13 protein-coding genes are annotated in these 16294 nt (G+C 45.1%); 7 read left to right on the forward strand and 6 right to left on the reverse strand.

Going from position 1 to position 16294, the window contains the following annotated elements; translation table 11 throughout:
- Positions 1-208 precede the first annotated feature (208 nt).
- From NE665_RS21275 to NE665_RS21285, 3 genes are all read left to right on the forward strand, one after another.
- Complete coding sequence (locus tag NE665_RS21275) at positions 209-1207, forward strand: peptidylprolyl isomerase (protein ID WP_117441439.1); 999 nt, start codon at positions 209-211, stop codon at positions 1205-1207.
- Between the two features lie 13 nt (positions 1208-1220).
- The gene (locus tag NE665_RS21280) at positions 1221-2099 is read left to right on the forward strand and encodes a peptidyl-prolyl cis-trans isomerase (protein ID WP_117441438.1); all 879 of its coding nucleotides are present in this window, start codon (positions 1221-1223) and stop codon (positions 2097-2099) included.
- Between the two features lie 68 nt (positions 2100-2167).
- The gene (locus NE665_RS21285) at positions 2168-2560 is read left to right on the forward strand and encodes an HIT family protein (protein WP_117441437.1); all 393 of its coding nucleotides are present in this window, start codon (positions 2168-2170) and stop codon (positions 2558-2560) included.
- Between the two features lie 593 nt (positions 2561-3153).
- On the opposite strand, the gene NE665_RS21290 is transcribed toward NE665_RS21285, so the two are convergent.
- Positions 3154-4029: a hypothetical protein gene (locus NE665_RS21290; RefSeq protein WP_178760081.1), complete on the reverse strand. Its 876-nt coding sequence runs from the start codon at positions 4027-4029 to the stop codon at positions 3154-3156.
- A gap of 225 nt (positions 4030-4254) precedes the next feature.
- Here NE665_RS21290 and NE665_RS21295 point away from each other — a divergent pair, with 225 nt between their 5' ends.
- Entirely contained in the window at positions 4255-5886 is a 1632-nt protein-coding gene (locus tag NE665_RS21295; protein ID WP_117441435.1) for a hypothetical protein, read from the forward strand.
- A 312-nt stretch (positions 5887-6198) separates the two neighbouring features.
- Here the strand turns inward: NE665_RS21295 and coaD are convergent, their stop codons facing one another.
- Genes coaD through NE665_RS21310 form a run of 3 tightly spaced genes read right to left on the reverse strand, consistent with a single transcriptional unit; the run spans position 6199 to position 8599 of the window.
- Positions 6199-6672: a pantetheine-phosphate adenylyltransferase gene (coaD, locus tag NE665_RS21300; protein ID WP_117441434.1), complete on the reverse strand. Its 474-nt coding sequence runs from the start codon at positions 6670-6672 to the stop codon at positions 6199-6201.
- A complete protein-coding gene (rsmD, locus tag NE665_RS21305) occupies positions 6669-7310 on the reverse strand; it encodes a 16S rRNA (guanine(966)-N(2))-methyltransferase RsmD (RefSeq protein WP_336245898.1) in 642 nt (213 codons plus the stop codon). The genes coaD and rsmD overlap by 4 nt, the downstream gene beginning before the upstream one ends.
- 56 nt (positions 7311-7366) lie before the next feature.
- Positions 7367-8599 carry an FtsW/RodA/SpoVE family cell cycle protein gene (locus NE665_RS21310; protein ID WP_233104814.1) on the reverse strand — a complete coding sequence of 411 codons (1233 nt, stop codon included), beginning with the start codon at positions 8597-8599 and terminating at the stop codon, positions 7367-7369.
- Positions 8600-8738: 139 nt separating this feature from the next.
- On the opposite strand from NE665_RS21310, the gene def reads away from it, so the two are divergent.
- The 3 genes from def to NE665_RS21325 all read left to right on the forward strand — a co-directional run bounded on the left by def (position 8739) and on the right by NE665_RS21325 (position 12251).
- Positions 8739-9293 carry a peptide deformylase gene (def, locus tag NE665_RS21315; RefSeq protein WP_117441431.1) on the forward strand — a complete coding sequence of 185 codons (555 nt, stop codon included), beginning with the start codon at positions 8739-8741 and terminating at the stop codon, positions 9291-9293.
- A gap of 168 nt (positions 9294-9461) precedes the next feature.
- On the forward strand, positions 9462-11300 hold the full coding sequence (locus NE665_RS21320) for a ribonuclease J (RefSeq protein WP_117441430.1): 1839 nt from the start codon (positions 9462-9464) through the stop codon (positions 11298-11300).
- Between the two features lie 78 nt (positions 11301-11378).
- A complete protein-coding gene (locus NE665_RS21325; protein ID WP_117441429.1) occupies positions 11379-12251 on the forward strand; it encodes a metallophosphoesterase in 873 nt (290 codons plus the stop codon).
- A 124-nt stretch (positions 12252-12375) separates the two neighbouring features.
- Here the strand turns inward: NE665_RS21325 and pheT are convergent, their stop codons facing one another.
- Together pheT and pheS are read right to left on the reverse strand one after the other, a co-directional pair.
- Positions 12376-14778 (reverse strand): phenylalanine--tRNA ligase subunit beta, encoded by a 2403-nt coding sequence (pheT, locus tag NE665_RS21330; RefSeq protein ID WP_117441428.1) that lies wholly within the window; start codon positions 14776-14778, stop codon positions 12376-12378.
- 11 nt (positions 14779-14789) lie between these two features.
- Positions 14790-15830 (reverse strand): phenylalanine--tRNA ligase subunit alpha, encoded by a 1041-nt coding sequence (gene pheS, locus NE665_RS21335; protein WP_117441427.1) that lies wholly within the window; start codon positions 15828-15830, stop codon positions 14790-14792.
- Positions 15831-16294: the final 464 nt, after the last annotated feature.

Below are 16294 nucleotides of genomic sequence, written 5' to 3' on the forward strand. Positions count from 1 at the left end.
TCATAGATATAAAAAAGGATATATGAAAGACTAAATGCAATTGTAAGTGTAAATTCAACTAGATTGTTGTGTAAGAGTCTTTTCTACTTAGCTACTTTGAAAGTGGAATTTAACTTTTCACTTCAGCAATTACAGGAAACACTTCCAAAAAATTGCAATTAGAAGGCAAATACACTATAATATTACGGTATTCATTTAGGAGGACATTATGATCAAGATACTGAAAAAGCAATGGTTTGTCGTACTGATTGCGCTGATTTTTATCGGCTTTGCGATATTCAGCGTCTATGACACCAACAAGGGAAAGCTTCCCGGAAAAAGTGTCGACGGCAAGGATGTGGTTGCAGGACTGAAGGGTGATGTCAATATCACCGCGGATGAGCTGTATAAGAATCTGAGTAAAACGTATGGGAAAAGCATGCTGTTCATGAAGTTTCAGGCAGAGGTTATCAACAGCAGCATCAAAACTACAGATGAATTAAAAAAGACTGCTGAGGAGTATGAATCCAATATCAAGCAGAGTGCGGAGAGTCAGGCAGCCAGCAGCGGCAGTGATGCAAATGCGCTGATTGCACAAAACATCGCACAGTACGGATTTACTTCCGATCAGCTGTATGAGTACTGCATGACTGTGGCAAAAATGGAAAAAATGCAGAATGACTACATCTCCAAGCATCTGGATGAGCTGTTTACACCGATTTACAAGGAAAAGAAATCACGTACGGTTTCTCATATTCTGATTAAGATGGAGGATGCAAACAAGCCGACCAAGAAAGAGCTGGAAAAGATTCAAAAGGTGGAGGACGCCTTAAAGAAGGGTGACAGCTTTGCGGATGTTGCCAAGAAATACAGCGATGATGGCAGTGCCAGCGACGGCGGTTATCTGGGCTATATGGATTCCGACACCTCTTATGTGGACAGCTTCAAAAATGCAGCCTTCAAGCTGAAAGCCGGAGAAACCAGCGACTGGGTCAAGGAAAGCAATGACAACTATAACGGCTGGCATTTGATCAAGGTGGAAGAAACAGATAAAGCGAAACTGGAAAAAGATAAGAAGGCAAAGGATTCCCTGTACAAGGCGATTGCCAGCGGTACAGAAAATCTGTCCAACACGTATTTGTGGGAAGCCGCAAAGAAGCTGGATATCAAATATGCGAATGACGATGTCAAAAAACAGATCATGGACATCCTGGACGTAAAGGAATAGGAGGACGAGAGATATGAAAAAGCTTTGTACACTGCTCGCCGCTATGATGCTGTTCACGCTGGCAGGCTGTAAGGATGCCACGGCAGGAATTTCAAATGGAAGCGAAGCACTGATCACCATCGAGGGCAACAAAATTACCAATGAGGATGTTTTCGGTCTGATCAAAACCAGCGCAGGAGCAAGTGAAACCCTGAACCTGGTCAAAACACAGATTTACAAAAAGGAAAATATCAAAATCACAGATGCCATGAAAAAGGAAGCAGAGGAGTCTGTAAAATCCCTGAAGAGCATGTATGGCGACAGTCTGCAGGATACACTGAAGCAGTACGGCTTCGATAATCTGGAGCAGTACAAGGAAAAATCCATTTATCCGGGCCTGCAGCAGAAGGAATTAAATAAGAAATATGTAAAAGCAAAGGAAAAAGCCATGTTTGACAGCTATTACCCAATCAAGGCACAGATTCTGGAGGCTGATTCCAAGAAAAAAGCTGAAAATGCACAAAAAGCGCTGAAGGACGGCAAGGATTTCAAGGCTGTTGTGAAGGAATATGGAACAACGACAACCTATAAGGGAACAGAGGAAATCTACAATTCCAAAAGCGGATTACCGACAACGGTATTCGACAAAATCAAATCCACGAACAAAAAGGGATTGATCGATGGTGTGATCGAGGATACAGCAAGCAAGAAATACTACGTTGTAAAGGTCACAAGTGTAACACCGAAGGATTTTGAAGAGGAAGCCATCAACAGCATCGTTGAAAAGGCATCTACCGATATTGAGCCGGCAGCAACCGCTTATTATCTGAAAAAATATGATTTTACAGTCTACGATAAGGAAATTTACGATGGTATCAAATCCACCAATGAATCCTATATCGTTCAGGATTAAGAGCTTCGTGCTCTTTTTCTTTTTGTCTGTTTCTGCTATAATACGTAAAAAGGAAAGGAAGGATTCTTATGTGTATTTTCTGCAGTATTGTAAACGGTGAAATCCCCTCAACCCGTATCTATGAGGATGATACCGTGCTTGCTATTCTTGATATTTCACAGGTGACTAAGGGGCATACCCTGGTGATTCCCAAACAGCATACAGAGAATTTCATAACCTGTGAGCCGGAGCTTATGAAGCATGTCATGGAGGTTGCACAGATGCTCGCAAAACGCATCATGGAACGTACCCATGCTGAGGGAATGAATGTATTAAGCAATATTCATGAGGTGGCTGGACAAAGCGTTCTGCATTTCCATGTGCACCTGATTCCCCGCTATAGTGAGCAGGATGCCTGTGTCATCCGTTTTGACAAGAGCGCACCGCAGGACCTGGATGCAGTTGGCGCACTGCTGAAATAACGTTGTGCTGATGAGCCTAACAAAAGGGCTGTCTTCCCATGCAGTTCTTCCTCGCTTATGACCCATTTAGGAAGCTGTTAAAAAAAGAGAAGGAATAAATCCCTGTAATTCTGGAATTTATTTCTTCTTTTTAGCTTTCTAAACGCTTTTACACCTATATAGGTAAGAACCATCTATGCAGACAGCCTTTCCTATTGTAGTTTGCATTTTAGCTCTTTGTATAAGAGGAAAAGAACGCAAAAATGTGACAGTAAACCGCCATTCCCTATAGTTTCAGTTTTTACAGCACAAGGTCCCTAGCTATACAAGCTGAAAAAGCATGAAGTTTCACGTATGCATATGATAAAATGGCTAATATGCGCTGTGCTTTCTGCTTTCCAATCCCATCGCCGCTGAAATCTTACACTGCCAATCTGCAACATAAGAAAAAAACAGCCCAGCTCCTGCATGCTTCAATATCTGATACAGAATACAAAAAAGACTCCTGCTTTCCTGCATTCACAGGCAAATCGGAGTCTTGTATGCTATAAGAAACAGCAGGCAGCAAAGAGAAATCCTTTTTCAAATACGGTAACATTCGCTTCTTTACCCTATCAGCTGCTTGTTTCGGATTTCATGATCTGCACCTCATATGCACTCTTATACTTATTTTTCATAAAGCTGATAAACTGCTTCTCCTTCGTCATATCCAGAGATTCTGCGATAATCAGCTTTTCTCCATACACATTCTCATCCAGTATGCGTAAGGATGTATTGATTTCATTGTATGTAATCATATAATAAATGGTATCCTCTTTCATCTCCAGTGTTTCCTTCTTACTGGAGGTGTTGACCTCCCCCTTTGCTGTAATCGCATAAATATCGATGATTTTATCCTTGGCGCTGGATTTCTTTCCATCCAGGAAGACGCGATACATCTGCTTTTGATTAACCAGCTCAGGCTGTGACCGGATGAAGAACGAGGTAAAATCCTCATTTAGAATTTGTTCCATGTTTTTATCGAGATAGCTGTTGGTGCGATCATCCAGCTTCGACAGAAACGAAGCAGGGATATCCGTTACATCCGCAAATCGCTCCGGAAGATTTTTTACCCGCACCTTGCGAACACTCTGTATCGGATTCACGTGGTACCGGCTGGCAAGTGTCTCATCATATTGAGCGGTTATGGTAAGCTCGTCTCCGTTTTTCAGCTTTTTTGCAGGCTTCACCTCATAGGTGATAGAATCCATAAATTCCTGAATGCGCTGATTGTAATTCTGGTTACGATTGATGACCCGCACACTGGCGGAGCCATCCTCTCCCCGGTATTCAATGCCTGCATCCTTTGTGACATCCACCTCTACCGTGCGAAAGAACAGCATATAGCAGGTGACATACAGGCTGACCACGATGATCAGCATACTCATGGACGTTATAAATTTATTTTTAACCGCATCCTGACTCGGCGGCTGAAAATGCATCGAATTCATACGGTTCATCCTTTCTGCAATATCCTTGTAATTATACCATGCTTTATCCTGAAATGCTATGTACCCAATCTGAAAATTTCCTTACAAATCGCAGAACATAAAAAACAACGGTTCTCTCTTTCATACACCGCATGGAATTCTTAGAATTCATTTCCAAATACAGCTGACGTATATTGGCTCTGTCATCCTTTTATGATAAACTATAGAAGAAATGGAGTGTTTACCATGTACGATCCTATTGTTGCATATGTCAGACAGCATATCACCGTCACAAAAAACGAACAGGCCGCAAGTGTGCTTCTGCTGCTAGCGGCTTTATGCACCGCAATGTCCGCTTTTTTTGTTGTCACATGTTTTTCATGGTTTCTTGCCGACCTGCAATATATCGCAGAGGAGCATACGACATCCTATCTGTCTACCCTGCTGATGTATGGTATCTGCGCACTGTCCAGCCTTGTATCCATTGTGATTCTGATACAGCATTACCTTATTCAATGGCACAAGCATACGGCACTCATACAACGAAGTCTGTATTGGGGGATTCTTTTCCTGACTATGATTCCCGGCTATATGACATTGATCTATATAGCAGCGTCCGATGCTATCATGGATATCTGTCTGTTTGTGCTGCTTGCCTGTATCCCCTGCTATATAGGCTGTCACTGCCTTCTTATGAAACGAATAACAAGCGAAAGCTATCAGCCTGCAGATTTCCTGCAAAAGCGGTTGCTACGCGCTTTGGGCGGCTTTGTTCTGTCTCTTTTTTTCTTGCAGCTGCTATTGCCAAGCAGTCTGCAGCCATTGCTGTATGCTGTACTGCTCGCTGTTCCTGCTTTCACCCTCACCTGCATGGGATGCCGTTTTCTAACTGCTTACCGGCTGTTTTATCGCAGAAAGGAGGAGTTTGTAGAATTTGAACACATGGTCTATGATGAGGATGCCTTTGCGGATGATGCGGAAAACAAAGAGCGGCTTACCATACAGAACACTGCAGCTGCCGTGCATGCCGCAGAGATTCTGGAGGAATTCGGCTTTGATCATAAAGCAGCACTGGATGCGATTCTTGCGAACAGAAGCATTTCCACCTTTTCCACAGGACGTTATCAGAGTCCGGAACAGCTGCATATTCTCTTGCAGCGGCTGAAGTTTGAAGGTATCCCCTTTCAAGTGGAACGGTTCAACAAAGGGAGCTGGGAACCATATACCGAGAAAGACTATGCGAGCATTCTGCCGGCGAATATCCATAGACGCAGAATCGTACAGGAAGCTGCAGCACAGCATAGACGGCTGTCGGATTTCTCAATTCCCGGTCTTATCATCTGTATGCTGTTTCCAGCCAACCTGTATCGTCCGATCAACTGGATGTCCAAAAACAGCATGGTGATCACCTACCACGCCTTTACCTATTTCAATATACAGACCCTGCTGCACATGCTCTTTGTTACAGTCGTTCTTCTATTCGTCATATGCTCCTCCAGCCTGCAGGCGGAAATCGCACAGCTCACGCAGCAAAAAATCTCCACCCTGTGGCTAATCAGCGGCTTATTTTTCCTTATTGAGCTCTTTCACTTCCCTGTATATATGCGCAAGCTGGAGAAAGCAATTCGGGAATCCGCACATAAAACACACAATTATTTTGTTTATGCATTTCTGTTATATCTGATTTCAACCCTGATAAAAATGATAAGACGAGGCTTTCTGATTGCGCTGTGTCAGCTGTTGATTCTAATCGTATCTGTGGAAGCCGCAAGAGTGTTGCTTCTCTGCCTTCGCTTCCTAAAGTATCGCAAGCTGGAGCAATCGCAGCTACTGGAACAATATGAATATGAGGTCATCGAATCTGCAAAGGAGGTATAGGTAATTCCCTCCTTTTGATGAACAGCATTCTCAAAGCATAAGCAAATATCAAAAAGAAGCTTTTCTACAGACACCAAGAAGCAGACATACGATATTGCGTTTAAGCGATGGCCTTCCCACAAAAGAAAGGCGATGATCTGTTTTCTCTTTTGCAGGGATAAAGGAAAAAGACAGATGATGCAAATGATGTTTACTCCAGCTTGGGCAAAAAAAAGATTTCAAATCTATTGAAAATAACATGAAATCTTTTTTTATACAACTACCCTAAAGTAAGAAAGAGCCATTCCAACCATTTGCTATTTCCAGCATTCTCTATGTTCTATTCGCAAAGGCGATTCTGACATCCTCTGGTACATAGGCAGAAATATCCTGGCCATACTTTACCAGCTCCCGGATGATGGAGCTTGATACATAGGAATATTTCGGAGATGCATACAGCAGCATCGTTTCCACTTCAGGAGCGATTTGCTGATTCACACTGGCGATATCCAGCTCGTATTCATAATCCTTTACACTCCGGACACCGCGCACGATTGCAACCGCCTCGTGCTTTCTGGCAAAATCAACCGTCAATCCGTGATTGCCGGCAACCTCCACATTGGGAAGATGAGCAGTGTTGGTGCGCAGAAATGCCAATCGCTCCTCCATAGAAAAGGTGGCATATTTTTCCGAATTTTCCAGGATGACGACAATCAGCCGGTCAAACAACCTGCTGGAGCGTTCAATGATATCCAGATGTCCCAGTGTTACAGGATCGAAGCTTCCGGGAAAGATAGCTGTTTTCATTCCTTGCACTCCTTTCGATAATACGTGATGCGGGTAATACCATAGGTGACGTCCTTCACCTTGCACAATGCGCCAACGCTATCGGGGAATTCATCCTCCTTCAGGCTTTCACAGACGATATCGCCCTGCGCCCTCACCATATCATGCGTATCGAGATACTGCAGAATATGCAAGATCTGCTGTTTCTTATAGGGCGGGTCCAGATAGACCAGATCAAAGGTTCTTTGTTCCTGTGAAGCCTTGGCCAGCACCTGCCGATAATCCATTTTCCAGATGGTCACCCGTGAGGCAACATCCAGCGTCCTCACATTTTTGCGGATCGTAGATATAGCGGGATAGCTGACATCACAGATAAGGGCATGCTCCATACCGCGGGATATCGCCTCCAAAGACATATTGCCGCTGCCGCCAAACAGATCGAGCATTTCCCCTCCATCGAAATAGGGACCGATACGGGAAAAGATGGCCTCCTTTATTTTATCCGTTGTAGGCCGTGTCGTATTGCCTTCGACCGCGGAAATCACGCGGGATCGAAATTCACCTGCAACAATTCTCATTTTTTTCAACTCCTCATGTATAAAGCAAATGCATAGGGGAAGTATAATAGTGCAGCCGGTAAAACGGCTGTTACCCCCCAATCTTTGTTTCTCCTCTTCCCTTTCTTAAAGAGCCCTTTACCCCTTAGGGCTCTTTTTTATTTATATGGCAGCTGTTTGGCTGCCGCATTGACTGCCACACTGCCCTGTCTTCGTATTCTGGAAATAACAGACTGGGATATGCCGATTGCTGTCATGATGGACAGCAACGAGGATCCCCCGCTGGAAATGAAGAGCAGCGGAACACCGGTCAGTGGAATCAAGCCGCTGACACCGCCGACATTGAGTGCGAAATGAATAAAGATATACATGGCAGTCCCTACCAGAATAATCTTATAGCCCTCACTCTTGGTATGAAAGGCATAATAGAACAGCCGCTGCAAAATGACCACATAGCCAAGCACAACGACCATAAGCCCGAAAATCCCCAGCTCCTCAACGATGATCGACAGGATAAAGTCATTATCCGACTGTGTCAGATAGCCGTATTTCTGAATGGAATTGCCCAGGCCGACTCCCGTAAATCCGCTGCGGGCAAAGCCATATAGACCGTTGATCAGCTGATACCCGTTGTTATGCGGATCCGTAAACGGATTCAGGGCATTTTCAATACGGACAGCAACGTGCTGCAAGGGGCCAATACCGTTCAGGAAATTGATCACCGGCTCACTCATGATAAATACGATGCTGATACATCCGACAATCAGCCCGAGCCGCACCCATCGCTGCTGCTTGCGCAAACTGATATGCGAGGGAATCAAAAAGCAGATGGCACATAGCAGAATCAGGACAAAAAGAGTACCCAAATCCTTTTGCAGTAGGATGGCAGCCGCAATCACCATAAAGAAATATACCGGAATACGGACAATCGTCCAAAACTTAAACTTGCGTCTTCGAGCCGTCAGCTCAACAAATACTGCCATCACCACAACCATATAAACCTTTGCGAACTCGGAGGGCTGAATCGTCATTTCACCCAAACCAGGTATCGGAATACGAATCCATGCCTTACTTCCCAGCACATCCTGAAACAGCTGTGTGGAAAACAACGCGATGATGATGCCGATTCCAAAGATAGGAAACAGCTTCTGTGCACGCTTCATTGTAAAATTGTTCGCAAAGAAGGTCATCAGCGCATAGGATACAATGATAAAAAACAGCTGCTTAGCCAGAACCTTTGGTATGATATAGGGATCCTTTGTCGTATTTCCGACATTGGTGGATACGATCATCAGAGTACCGAACAGGATTAGAATCAACACGGCAAACTGCATTAGAAAATCAAATTTTTTCGGCATCTTCAACGTTAAGACTACATTTTTTATCCGCATGCGCATTCCTCCCTTTTTCATTTCTCATGTATCTTTTATGATATCATAGATTCCATGTTTTTTCACAATAATTTCGCAAAACACTTCCATTCTCAGAGAAAAGCGTTTAAAATAGTATCGTAAGAAAAGGAGTTTGCATATGAGTTTGAACTATGATGATATTGTAAAAGATACAGATGCAATCGTTCGTACGAAAAGTGAACCTGTCACGCTTCCCCTCTGTGCTGAGGATGAAACGCTGCTGCAGGACATGCTGACCTATGTCAGGGACTCACAGGATGCAGAAATTGCAGAGAAAGAGAATCTTCGTCCTGCAGTGGGAATCGCTGCCATACAGCTTGGCGTTCCAAAAAGAATGCTGGCTGTGGTTGTCCCCAATGAGGAGGGGGTTGATGAATATGCACTTGTCAATCCGCGAATCATATCCGAATCCGTGCAGCGCGCCTATCTGAAAAACGGAGAGGGCTGCCTGTCTGTTGAGAATGAGCATGAGGGAATCGTGCCCAGAGCTGCGCGAATCACCGTGAAGGGATATGATCTGCTCCAGAAGCAGGAAATCACGATCAAGGCTAAAAATTATCTGGCCATTGTCCTTCAGCATGAAATCGATCATTTTTCAGGAACGTTGTTTTATGACCGCATAAACAAACAGGATCCATGGCGGGAGGATCCAACAGCAATCGTCATTGAATAATGCTCAGAAATGAGCATTTTCTTATGGCTGAACGGCGCCGTCAGCAAAAGACATGCGCTTACATAGGAAAATTAGCGGCAAAACACGTTTATTTTTTTCAAAGTATGCTATAATAGTAAAAGATATCAGGTGCAGATTCAACTTTGGTATGTAAGAAAGGAGTTATTTATGAATAACAATCATCGAAATAATCGTAACACTGCACCGAGAAACAATCAGGAGACTACAAAGAACAGTTATAATAAAATCAATACGGAACGCGGAGATACTCTCATCTATGCTATGGGAGGACTGGGCGAAGTCGGTAAAAATATGTACTGCTTTGAACACGAGAATGAGATACTGATTATCGATTCTGGTGTTCGTTTTCCTGAGGAAAACCTTCTCGGTGTAGACTATGTCATTCCGGATTACAACTATCTGGTAAAAAACAACCGTAAACGAAAGGTTCTGATCATCACCCATGGTCATGAGGATCACATCGGCGGTATTCCGTTTTTATTGAAAAGCGTGGATATCGAGGCAATTTATGCCCCTGCCTTTGCCGTGGCACTGATCAACAAGAAGCTGGAGGAGCGCAGAATGCTGCGCAGTGTGAAAATCATTGAAATCAATGATCGCAGTTCTGTTAAGATGCAGCATTTCACCTGCGGATTCTTCAATACGACACATTCCATTCCCGATTCTCTGGGAATTCTGATCAATACACCGAACGGACGCATTGTCCATACCGGTGATTTCAAATTTGACCTGACTCCGGTCGGAACCAATTCCGATTATCAGGTCATGGCGTATATGGGACAGATCGGTGTCGATCTGCTGCTGAGTGATTCCACCAATTCCGGTGTGGAGGATTTCTCCATTTCCGAGAAAAAGGTGGCAGCGGAAATTCTCGATACGATGAAAAAAACAAGCGGACGTCTCATCGTGGCGACCTTTGCTTCCAATGTATACCGTGTATCCCAGATTCTGGAGGCTGCGGTAGCCTGCGGCAGAAAGGTGATCATTTTCGGGCGAAGTATGGAAAATGTCGTGACGATTGGACGCAAGATGGGGAAAATCAAGGTTGGCGAACAGCATTTTCTAAGTCCGGATCAGCTGTCCCGCACACCGGCTAACAAAACCTGTATCGTATGTACCGGAAGTCAGGGGGAGCCGCTGGCTGCCCTGTCCCGCATTGCGAATGGAACCCACCGCTATATCAAACTGATTCCAGGAGATACGGTTGTCTTCTCCTCCAGTCCGATTCCGGGTAATGGAGCAAGCGTCAACCAGGTGGTCAACAAGCTGTTTCGTGCCGGTGCCAACGTACTGACAAAATCCATCCTGAGCAATCTGCATACAACAGGACATGCCTCTCAGGAGGAACAAAAGCTGATGCTGCAGCTGATCAAGCCGAAGTATTTCATGCCGATTCACGGGGAATACAAAATGCTGGTACAGCATAAGGAAACCGGAAAGGAAACCGGTCTGGCGGACGATCACATCTTCACCTGTGCCAACGGTGATGTACTGATTCTGCGGAATCATCAGGTGTTTGAAAGCAGCTGGCGGATTCAGGCGGATGATATATATGTTGATGGCAACGACATCAGCGGTGTATCCACTGCCGTCTTAAAGGATCGTACCATTCTGGCAGACAACGGTCTGGTTGCGGCCATCATCGCCATAGATTCCAAGGAAAACAAGGTGCTGTGCAAACCGGTCATCGTTTCCCGGGGCTTTGTCTTCATCAAGGATTCGCAGGGGCTGCTGCGTGAAGCAGAGCAAATCGTATATGCGGCTTTAAATGAGAAAATGAAGGAACGCACCACCTTCTCCGAGCTGAAGAACTGTGTACGCTCCACGCTGGAGCCGTTCCTCTATAACAAGACGCATCGTAATCCGATCGTCATCCCGGTCATCATCAATTCCAAGACGGCAATGGCTGCCATGGCACAGGCCAGAGCTGCCAGAGCAACCAAACGTCCGGCGAAAAAGAAGGAACCGCAGAACGCACAATCCTAGACAGTCAAACGACTGTCTTTTCTTATGGCAATACACCGCATTTTATGATAAAATAGTAAAGAATATGAGGTGTCAGCAATGGTAAAAAAACTACTTAAAATCGTTTCTGTCCTGATACTTCTTGCTCTGATCGTCGCCGGAGTCTTCTTCTACTCCATCTATATTTCCGTAGACCGCGTAAACCTCTCCTATCAGACGATTTCCTCCAGCAAGATACCAGAAGATATGAATGATTTGAAAATCGCATTCATCAGCGATATCAAATACAATGAATACATGAACAAAGAGCGCCTTACCAGTATGATCAGCAAGCTGAATACAACCGGTGCGGATGTTGTGATCTTCGGCGGTGATATGTTCTCTGAGCCGCAGACAAAGGCCCCGGATTCTCAGATGAGCAAGGATCTCACAGCGATTCTCAAAAGCATAGATGCCCCTCTTGGCAAGTTTGCCGTTCTCGGTGATGAGGATCTGGCGAATGACAAGACCAAGAAGATCGTTTCTCAGATTTTATACGACAGCGATTTTGAAATATTGAGCGATACCAGCATACGACTCAGAAATCAGGGAGATTCCAGCATATCCCTGATTGGATTAAACAATATGCTGAACGGTGACCCGCAGCCGGACAAGGCTATGAAAAAGGTCAGTGAGGATGAGTTCAATATTTTGGTGACGCACTGTCCGGACATTGTGAAAACAAGCGGAATCAATACGCAATATCTCAATTTGATCGTCGCAGGACATTCCTTGGGCGGACAGATCTATCTGCCGCTGCTGGGTCCGTTGCATACCATGGAGGGAGCTGCAACCTATAATCACGGCTCCTATGATATCAATGGTACCAGCCTGTATGTATCCAATGGGCTTGGAACCAAGGATATTGACATGCGTCTTCTGGCGCCTCCACAGATTCTTGTATTTCGTCTTCAGCATGAAGCTGTAAAGTGAAAATAAAAACTGGCATTTGTCAGTTTTTTTATGCATATTCAGAGTTCAAAGGCTGTATAAAAAAGGATGACCTCTGTTACAAGTGTCATCCTTTCTATTTCCTGTTATGTTTCTATAAGGGATTCTATGAACGAAGCTGTGCGTGTAATTCCTTTTCCAGTGTTTCCAGAATCCTGTTATGAATATCATTGATATCCGCATCCTTCAGTGTACGCTGCGCTGATTGGAAAACAATGCGCAATGCAATTGATTTGCTTCCCTTCTCTACATGCTCTCCGGTGTACACATCGAATACTTCCACATTCTGAATAATATTCTCTTTATCCAGCTTTCCGTTTTTCTTGATGCTGCTAATGATATCCGCTACCTTTACATCCTCGTTCACGACAAACGCAAGGTCGCGACTGATGGATGGATATTTACTGACCTCGGTGAATTTCACCTTCCCCGGCTTGTTCTTCAGCAGAACCTCCAGATTGATTTCCAGAGCAAGTGTTTCTGCTATATCATAGGCCTGTGCCATCTTCGGATGAATCTGTCCGATTAGTCCAAGCAGCTCTCTACCCAGATATACCTCTGCACTGCGATATGGATGAAAATGCTCAACATCGGTATGATTTTCCTTAAATACTACACGGCTGCCCTGATAGCCTATACTCTCAAGAAGTGCCTCGACCAGACCCTTGACTGTATAGAAATCCACCTCCATGCGAAATTTCTGCCAGCGGTTTTCCTGCAGAGCACCGCTTGCTGCCACTGCAAGACGTTCCTCCACGTGTCCCTTTCCATAGACATTGCTGATTTCAAACAATGCAATATCCTTGATGGAACGCGCCTGATTGTAAGCCACACACTCCAGCAGACTCGGCAAAATGGAATCCCGTACATATTTATGCTCCTCACTCATAGGCGCTGCCAGCTCGACAATATCCTTATGCGGCATGACAGCATCCTCGATTTCCTTTTTTCCAACCAGAGAATAGGTAACAGCTTCATTGTAGCCCAGATCAGAAAGCATATTTCTATATTTTCTGCGCAGCTGCTGGCGTCTGTTCAATGCTCCGACAGTGGAAGGCATCTTCGGCATTGTGCTTGGCAGACGATCATACCCCAGAATGCGGATAATTTCCTCTGCGATATCAGCCTCGATTGCCAGATCCATTCGATAGCTTGGAATTTTCACATGAATATCCGAATGGTTAACAGACGGCTCCAGGTGCAGATCATCCAGCACCTTCATAACCTCTTCCTGCTGGAAATCTGTACCAAGAAGAACGTTGATACGATCCAGATTCACATCAAATTCCACCGGTGTATAGTTGTTGCTGCCATACTGCTTGGTTTCTTCCAGCCCACTTGCATCTGCATATTCCATCAGCAGCTGCACTGCACGATCCACTGCCTTGAAGGTAGCCATTGGTTCAATGCCCTTCTGATAGCGTACACTAGCATCCGTTCCAAGATTCAAACGGCGGCTGGTGTTCCGAATGGATACATGATGGAAAATTGCTGCCTCGATAATAATACCCTTTGTCGTTTCCTCGATTTTAGAGTCATCGCCTCCCATGATACCGGCAATACCAATCGGTTTCCCCTCTGTCGTAATGACAATATCATCCTCTTCAATCTGATAGCTTTCCCCATCCAATGCTGTATAGGCAAATCGCTGCTGATCCTTTACCGTGATTTCCTGTGCCGGAATCGCATCAATATCATAGAAATGCAGTGGCTGGCCTGTTTCCAGCATAACGATATTACTGATATCGACCACATTGTTGATCGACTTCATACCGGCTGCCATTAACAGCTCCTGCATCCATTTTGGCGAAGGCTTAATGGTTACGGAATTGATAACCTTTCCCAAAAAGAGCGGACATTTCTCAGTTTCACTGCGGACGATCAGCTTACTTGCTCCCCCCACATTGGCTGCCCCTGCTACATAGGGGATGTTCACTTCCTTGTGCAGAATGGCACCAGTTTCCAGTGCCATGGACCACGCTGCCATACAGTCGTTACGATTCGGCGTCAGTCCTACATCCAGAATTTCATCATCCAGACCAAGGTATCCCAGCGGGTTTTCATCTCCTACCGGTGCCGCTTCATCCAGCACCTCAATTCCATTCTTGCTCTCCTCGCTCAGCTGATGCGGATCAACGCCAAGCTCCAGCAAGGAACAGATCATGCCGTTGGACTCCTGTCCGCGGATAACACCTGCTTTGATGTCACCACCCAAAAGCTTGGCTCCGACACGAGCCACAATCACCTTTTGTCCGGCCGCTACATTGGGTGCACCGCATACGATTTGTTCAATTTTATCCCCAAGGTCAACCTGACATACATGCAGGTGATCGGAGTCCGGATGATCCTCACAGCTTATCACCTTGCCGATGACCAGATTGCTCCCCTGACTCATTTTTTCAATGCCCTCTACCTCAAGACCGGCAGAAGTAATCTTATCCGCAATTTCCTCAATACGCATATCGGATAAGTCCATATACTGGCTTAACCATTTCTTACTTATATTCATATCAGATCCTCCTACTCAAACCGGTTGAATGTCTTCAAGAAACGAATGTCATTCGTATAGAAATTACGGATATCCGTAATTCCGTATTTCAGCATCGCCACACGTTCAATCCCGATACCAAACGCAAAGCCGCTCAGCTTTTCCGCATCATAGCCTGCCATCGTCAGGACATTGGGATGCACCATACCGGCACCCAGAATTTCAATCCAGCCAGTCCCCTTGCAGACAGGGCAGCCCTTACCGCCGCATACATGACAGCTGACGTCAACCTCAACGCTTGGCTCTGTAAACTGGAAATAGCTTGGGCGGAAACGAATCACACGTTCCTCTCCAAACATCTTCTGCGCCAAAAACTGCAGCGTTCCCTTTAAATCAGACAGGGTGATGTGTTCTCCAACAACCAGCCCCTCGCACTGCATAAACTGGTGGGAATGTGTTGCATCGTCATCATCCCGGCGATATACCTTCCCCGGGCAGATGACCTTGATCAGCTCCTTGCCTTCCTGGGCAAATTTTTCCAGCTGACGTGTCTGAATCGCTGTTGTATGTGTACGCAGCAGCTCTTCTGCATTGATGTAGAAGGTGTCCTGCATATCCCGAGCCGGATGATCCTTTGGTATATTGGCACGTTCAAAGTTATAAAGATCCATCTCCACTTCCGGGCCTTCCTCTACCGTGTAGCCCAAACCGATGAATAAATCCTCCATTTCCTGCTGGACGATCATGAGCGGATGTGCATTTCCCAGATTCGGCTTCTGACCGGAAAGGGTGATATCGATTTTTTCTTCTTCGATTTTCTTTTCCATCTCCGCGACTTCCAAAACTGCCCTACGCTCTTCAATCGCATTCGCAAACAGGGTTTTAACCTCGTTCACCTGCTGTCCAAACGCCGGACGCTCTTCCTTTGGTAAATCCTTCATGGATTTCATCACTTCCTGAATCGGACCCTTTTTACCAAGGTACAGCACACGCAGCTGCTGTAGCTGGGCAAGGTCTTCACATGCTTCAATCCGGGTAAGACCTTCTTCTTTGATACTCGTTAGCTTTTCCATATTCAACTTCCTTTCTGCTTATAAAAAAAGCCACAAGACACAGGAACCCTTGCGGGCGGTACCATCCTGTTTCGTCATGCGACACACTTACTTTCTGTCATGGATAACCGTCATGGAACGGGGGTGTATTAAACCCACTCACAGGTGAATTCATAAGGGCCTGCAGTGTGCCGACTCTCAGTGCGTCATCAGCTCTCCCTGTCCTGCGGTGTCCAAATTACTACTCCTGCTCAACGTTTTCTTTTATTATTATACAGAACTTGCACTTTGTTTACAAGTCTGATTTTTATTTTGTTCTGCTGCAACCGATTTCTATTGCAGATACTGCTTCAGCTCCCGGGTCTTTGACAGACTATATATAGCCAACATCTTCTAAAGCTTTTTATCAAAGGCTTTTTTTATGATTATTTTGTCAAATATTTCGTTTTATTATATGGTAATTATTGGTAATTTGTGATATAATT

It is taken from the genome of Clostridium sp. DFI.1.208, from assembly GCF_024463855.1.
Taxonomy (GTDB): Bacteria; Bacillota_I; Bacilli_A; order Erysipelotrichales; family Erysipelotrichaceae; genus Clostridium_AQ.

Coding starts and splice junctions, on each gene's coding strand:
- NE665_RS21275 (WP_117441439.1), top strand. CDS start 209: ATGATCAAGATACTGAAAAAGCAATGGTTTGTCGTACTGATTGCGCTG.
- NE665_RS21280 (WP_117441438.1), top strand. CDS start 1,221: ATGAAAAAGCTTTGTACACTGCTCGCCGCTATGATGCTGTTCACGCTG.
- NE665_RS21285 (WP_117441437.1), top strand. CDS start 2,168: ATGTGTATTTTCTGCAGTATTGTAAACGGTGAAATCCCCTCAACCCGT.
- NE665_RS21290 (WP_178760081.1), bottom strand. CDS start 4,029: ATGAATTCGATGCATTTTCAGCCGCCGAGTCAGGATGCGGTTAAAAAT.
- NE665_RS21295 (WP_117441435.1), top strand. CDS start 4,255: ATGTACGATCCTATTGTTGCATATGTCAGACAGCATATCACCGTCACA.
- coaD (WP_117441434.1), bottom strand. CDS start 6,672: ATGAAAACAGCTATCTTTCCCGGAAGCTTCGATCCTGTAACACTGGGA.
- NE665_RS21310 (WP_233104814.1), bottom strand. CDS start 8,599: ATGCGGATAAAAAATGTAGTCTTAACGTTGAAGATGCCGAAAAAATTT.
- def (WP_117441431.1), top strand. CDS start 8,739: ATGAGTTTGAACTATGATGATATTGTAAAAGATACAGATGCAATCGTT.
- NE665_RS21320 (WP_117441430.1), top strand. CDS start 9,462: ATGAATAACAATCATCGAAATAATCGTAACACTGCACCGAGAAACAAT.
- NE665_RS21325 (WP_117441429.1), top strand. CDS start 11,379: ATGGTAAAAAAACTACTTAAAATCGTTTCTGTCCTGATACTTCTTGCT.
- pheT (WP_117441428.1), bottom strand. CDS start 14,778: ATGAATATAAGTAAGAAATGGTTAAGCCAGTATATGGACTTATCCGAT.
- pheS (WP_117441427.1), bottom strand. CDS start 15,830: ATGGAAAAGCTAACGAGTATCAAAGAAGAAGGTCTTACCCGGATTGAA.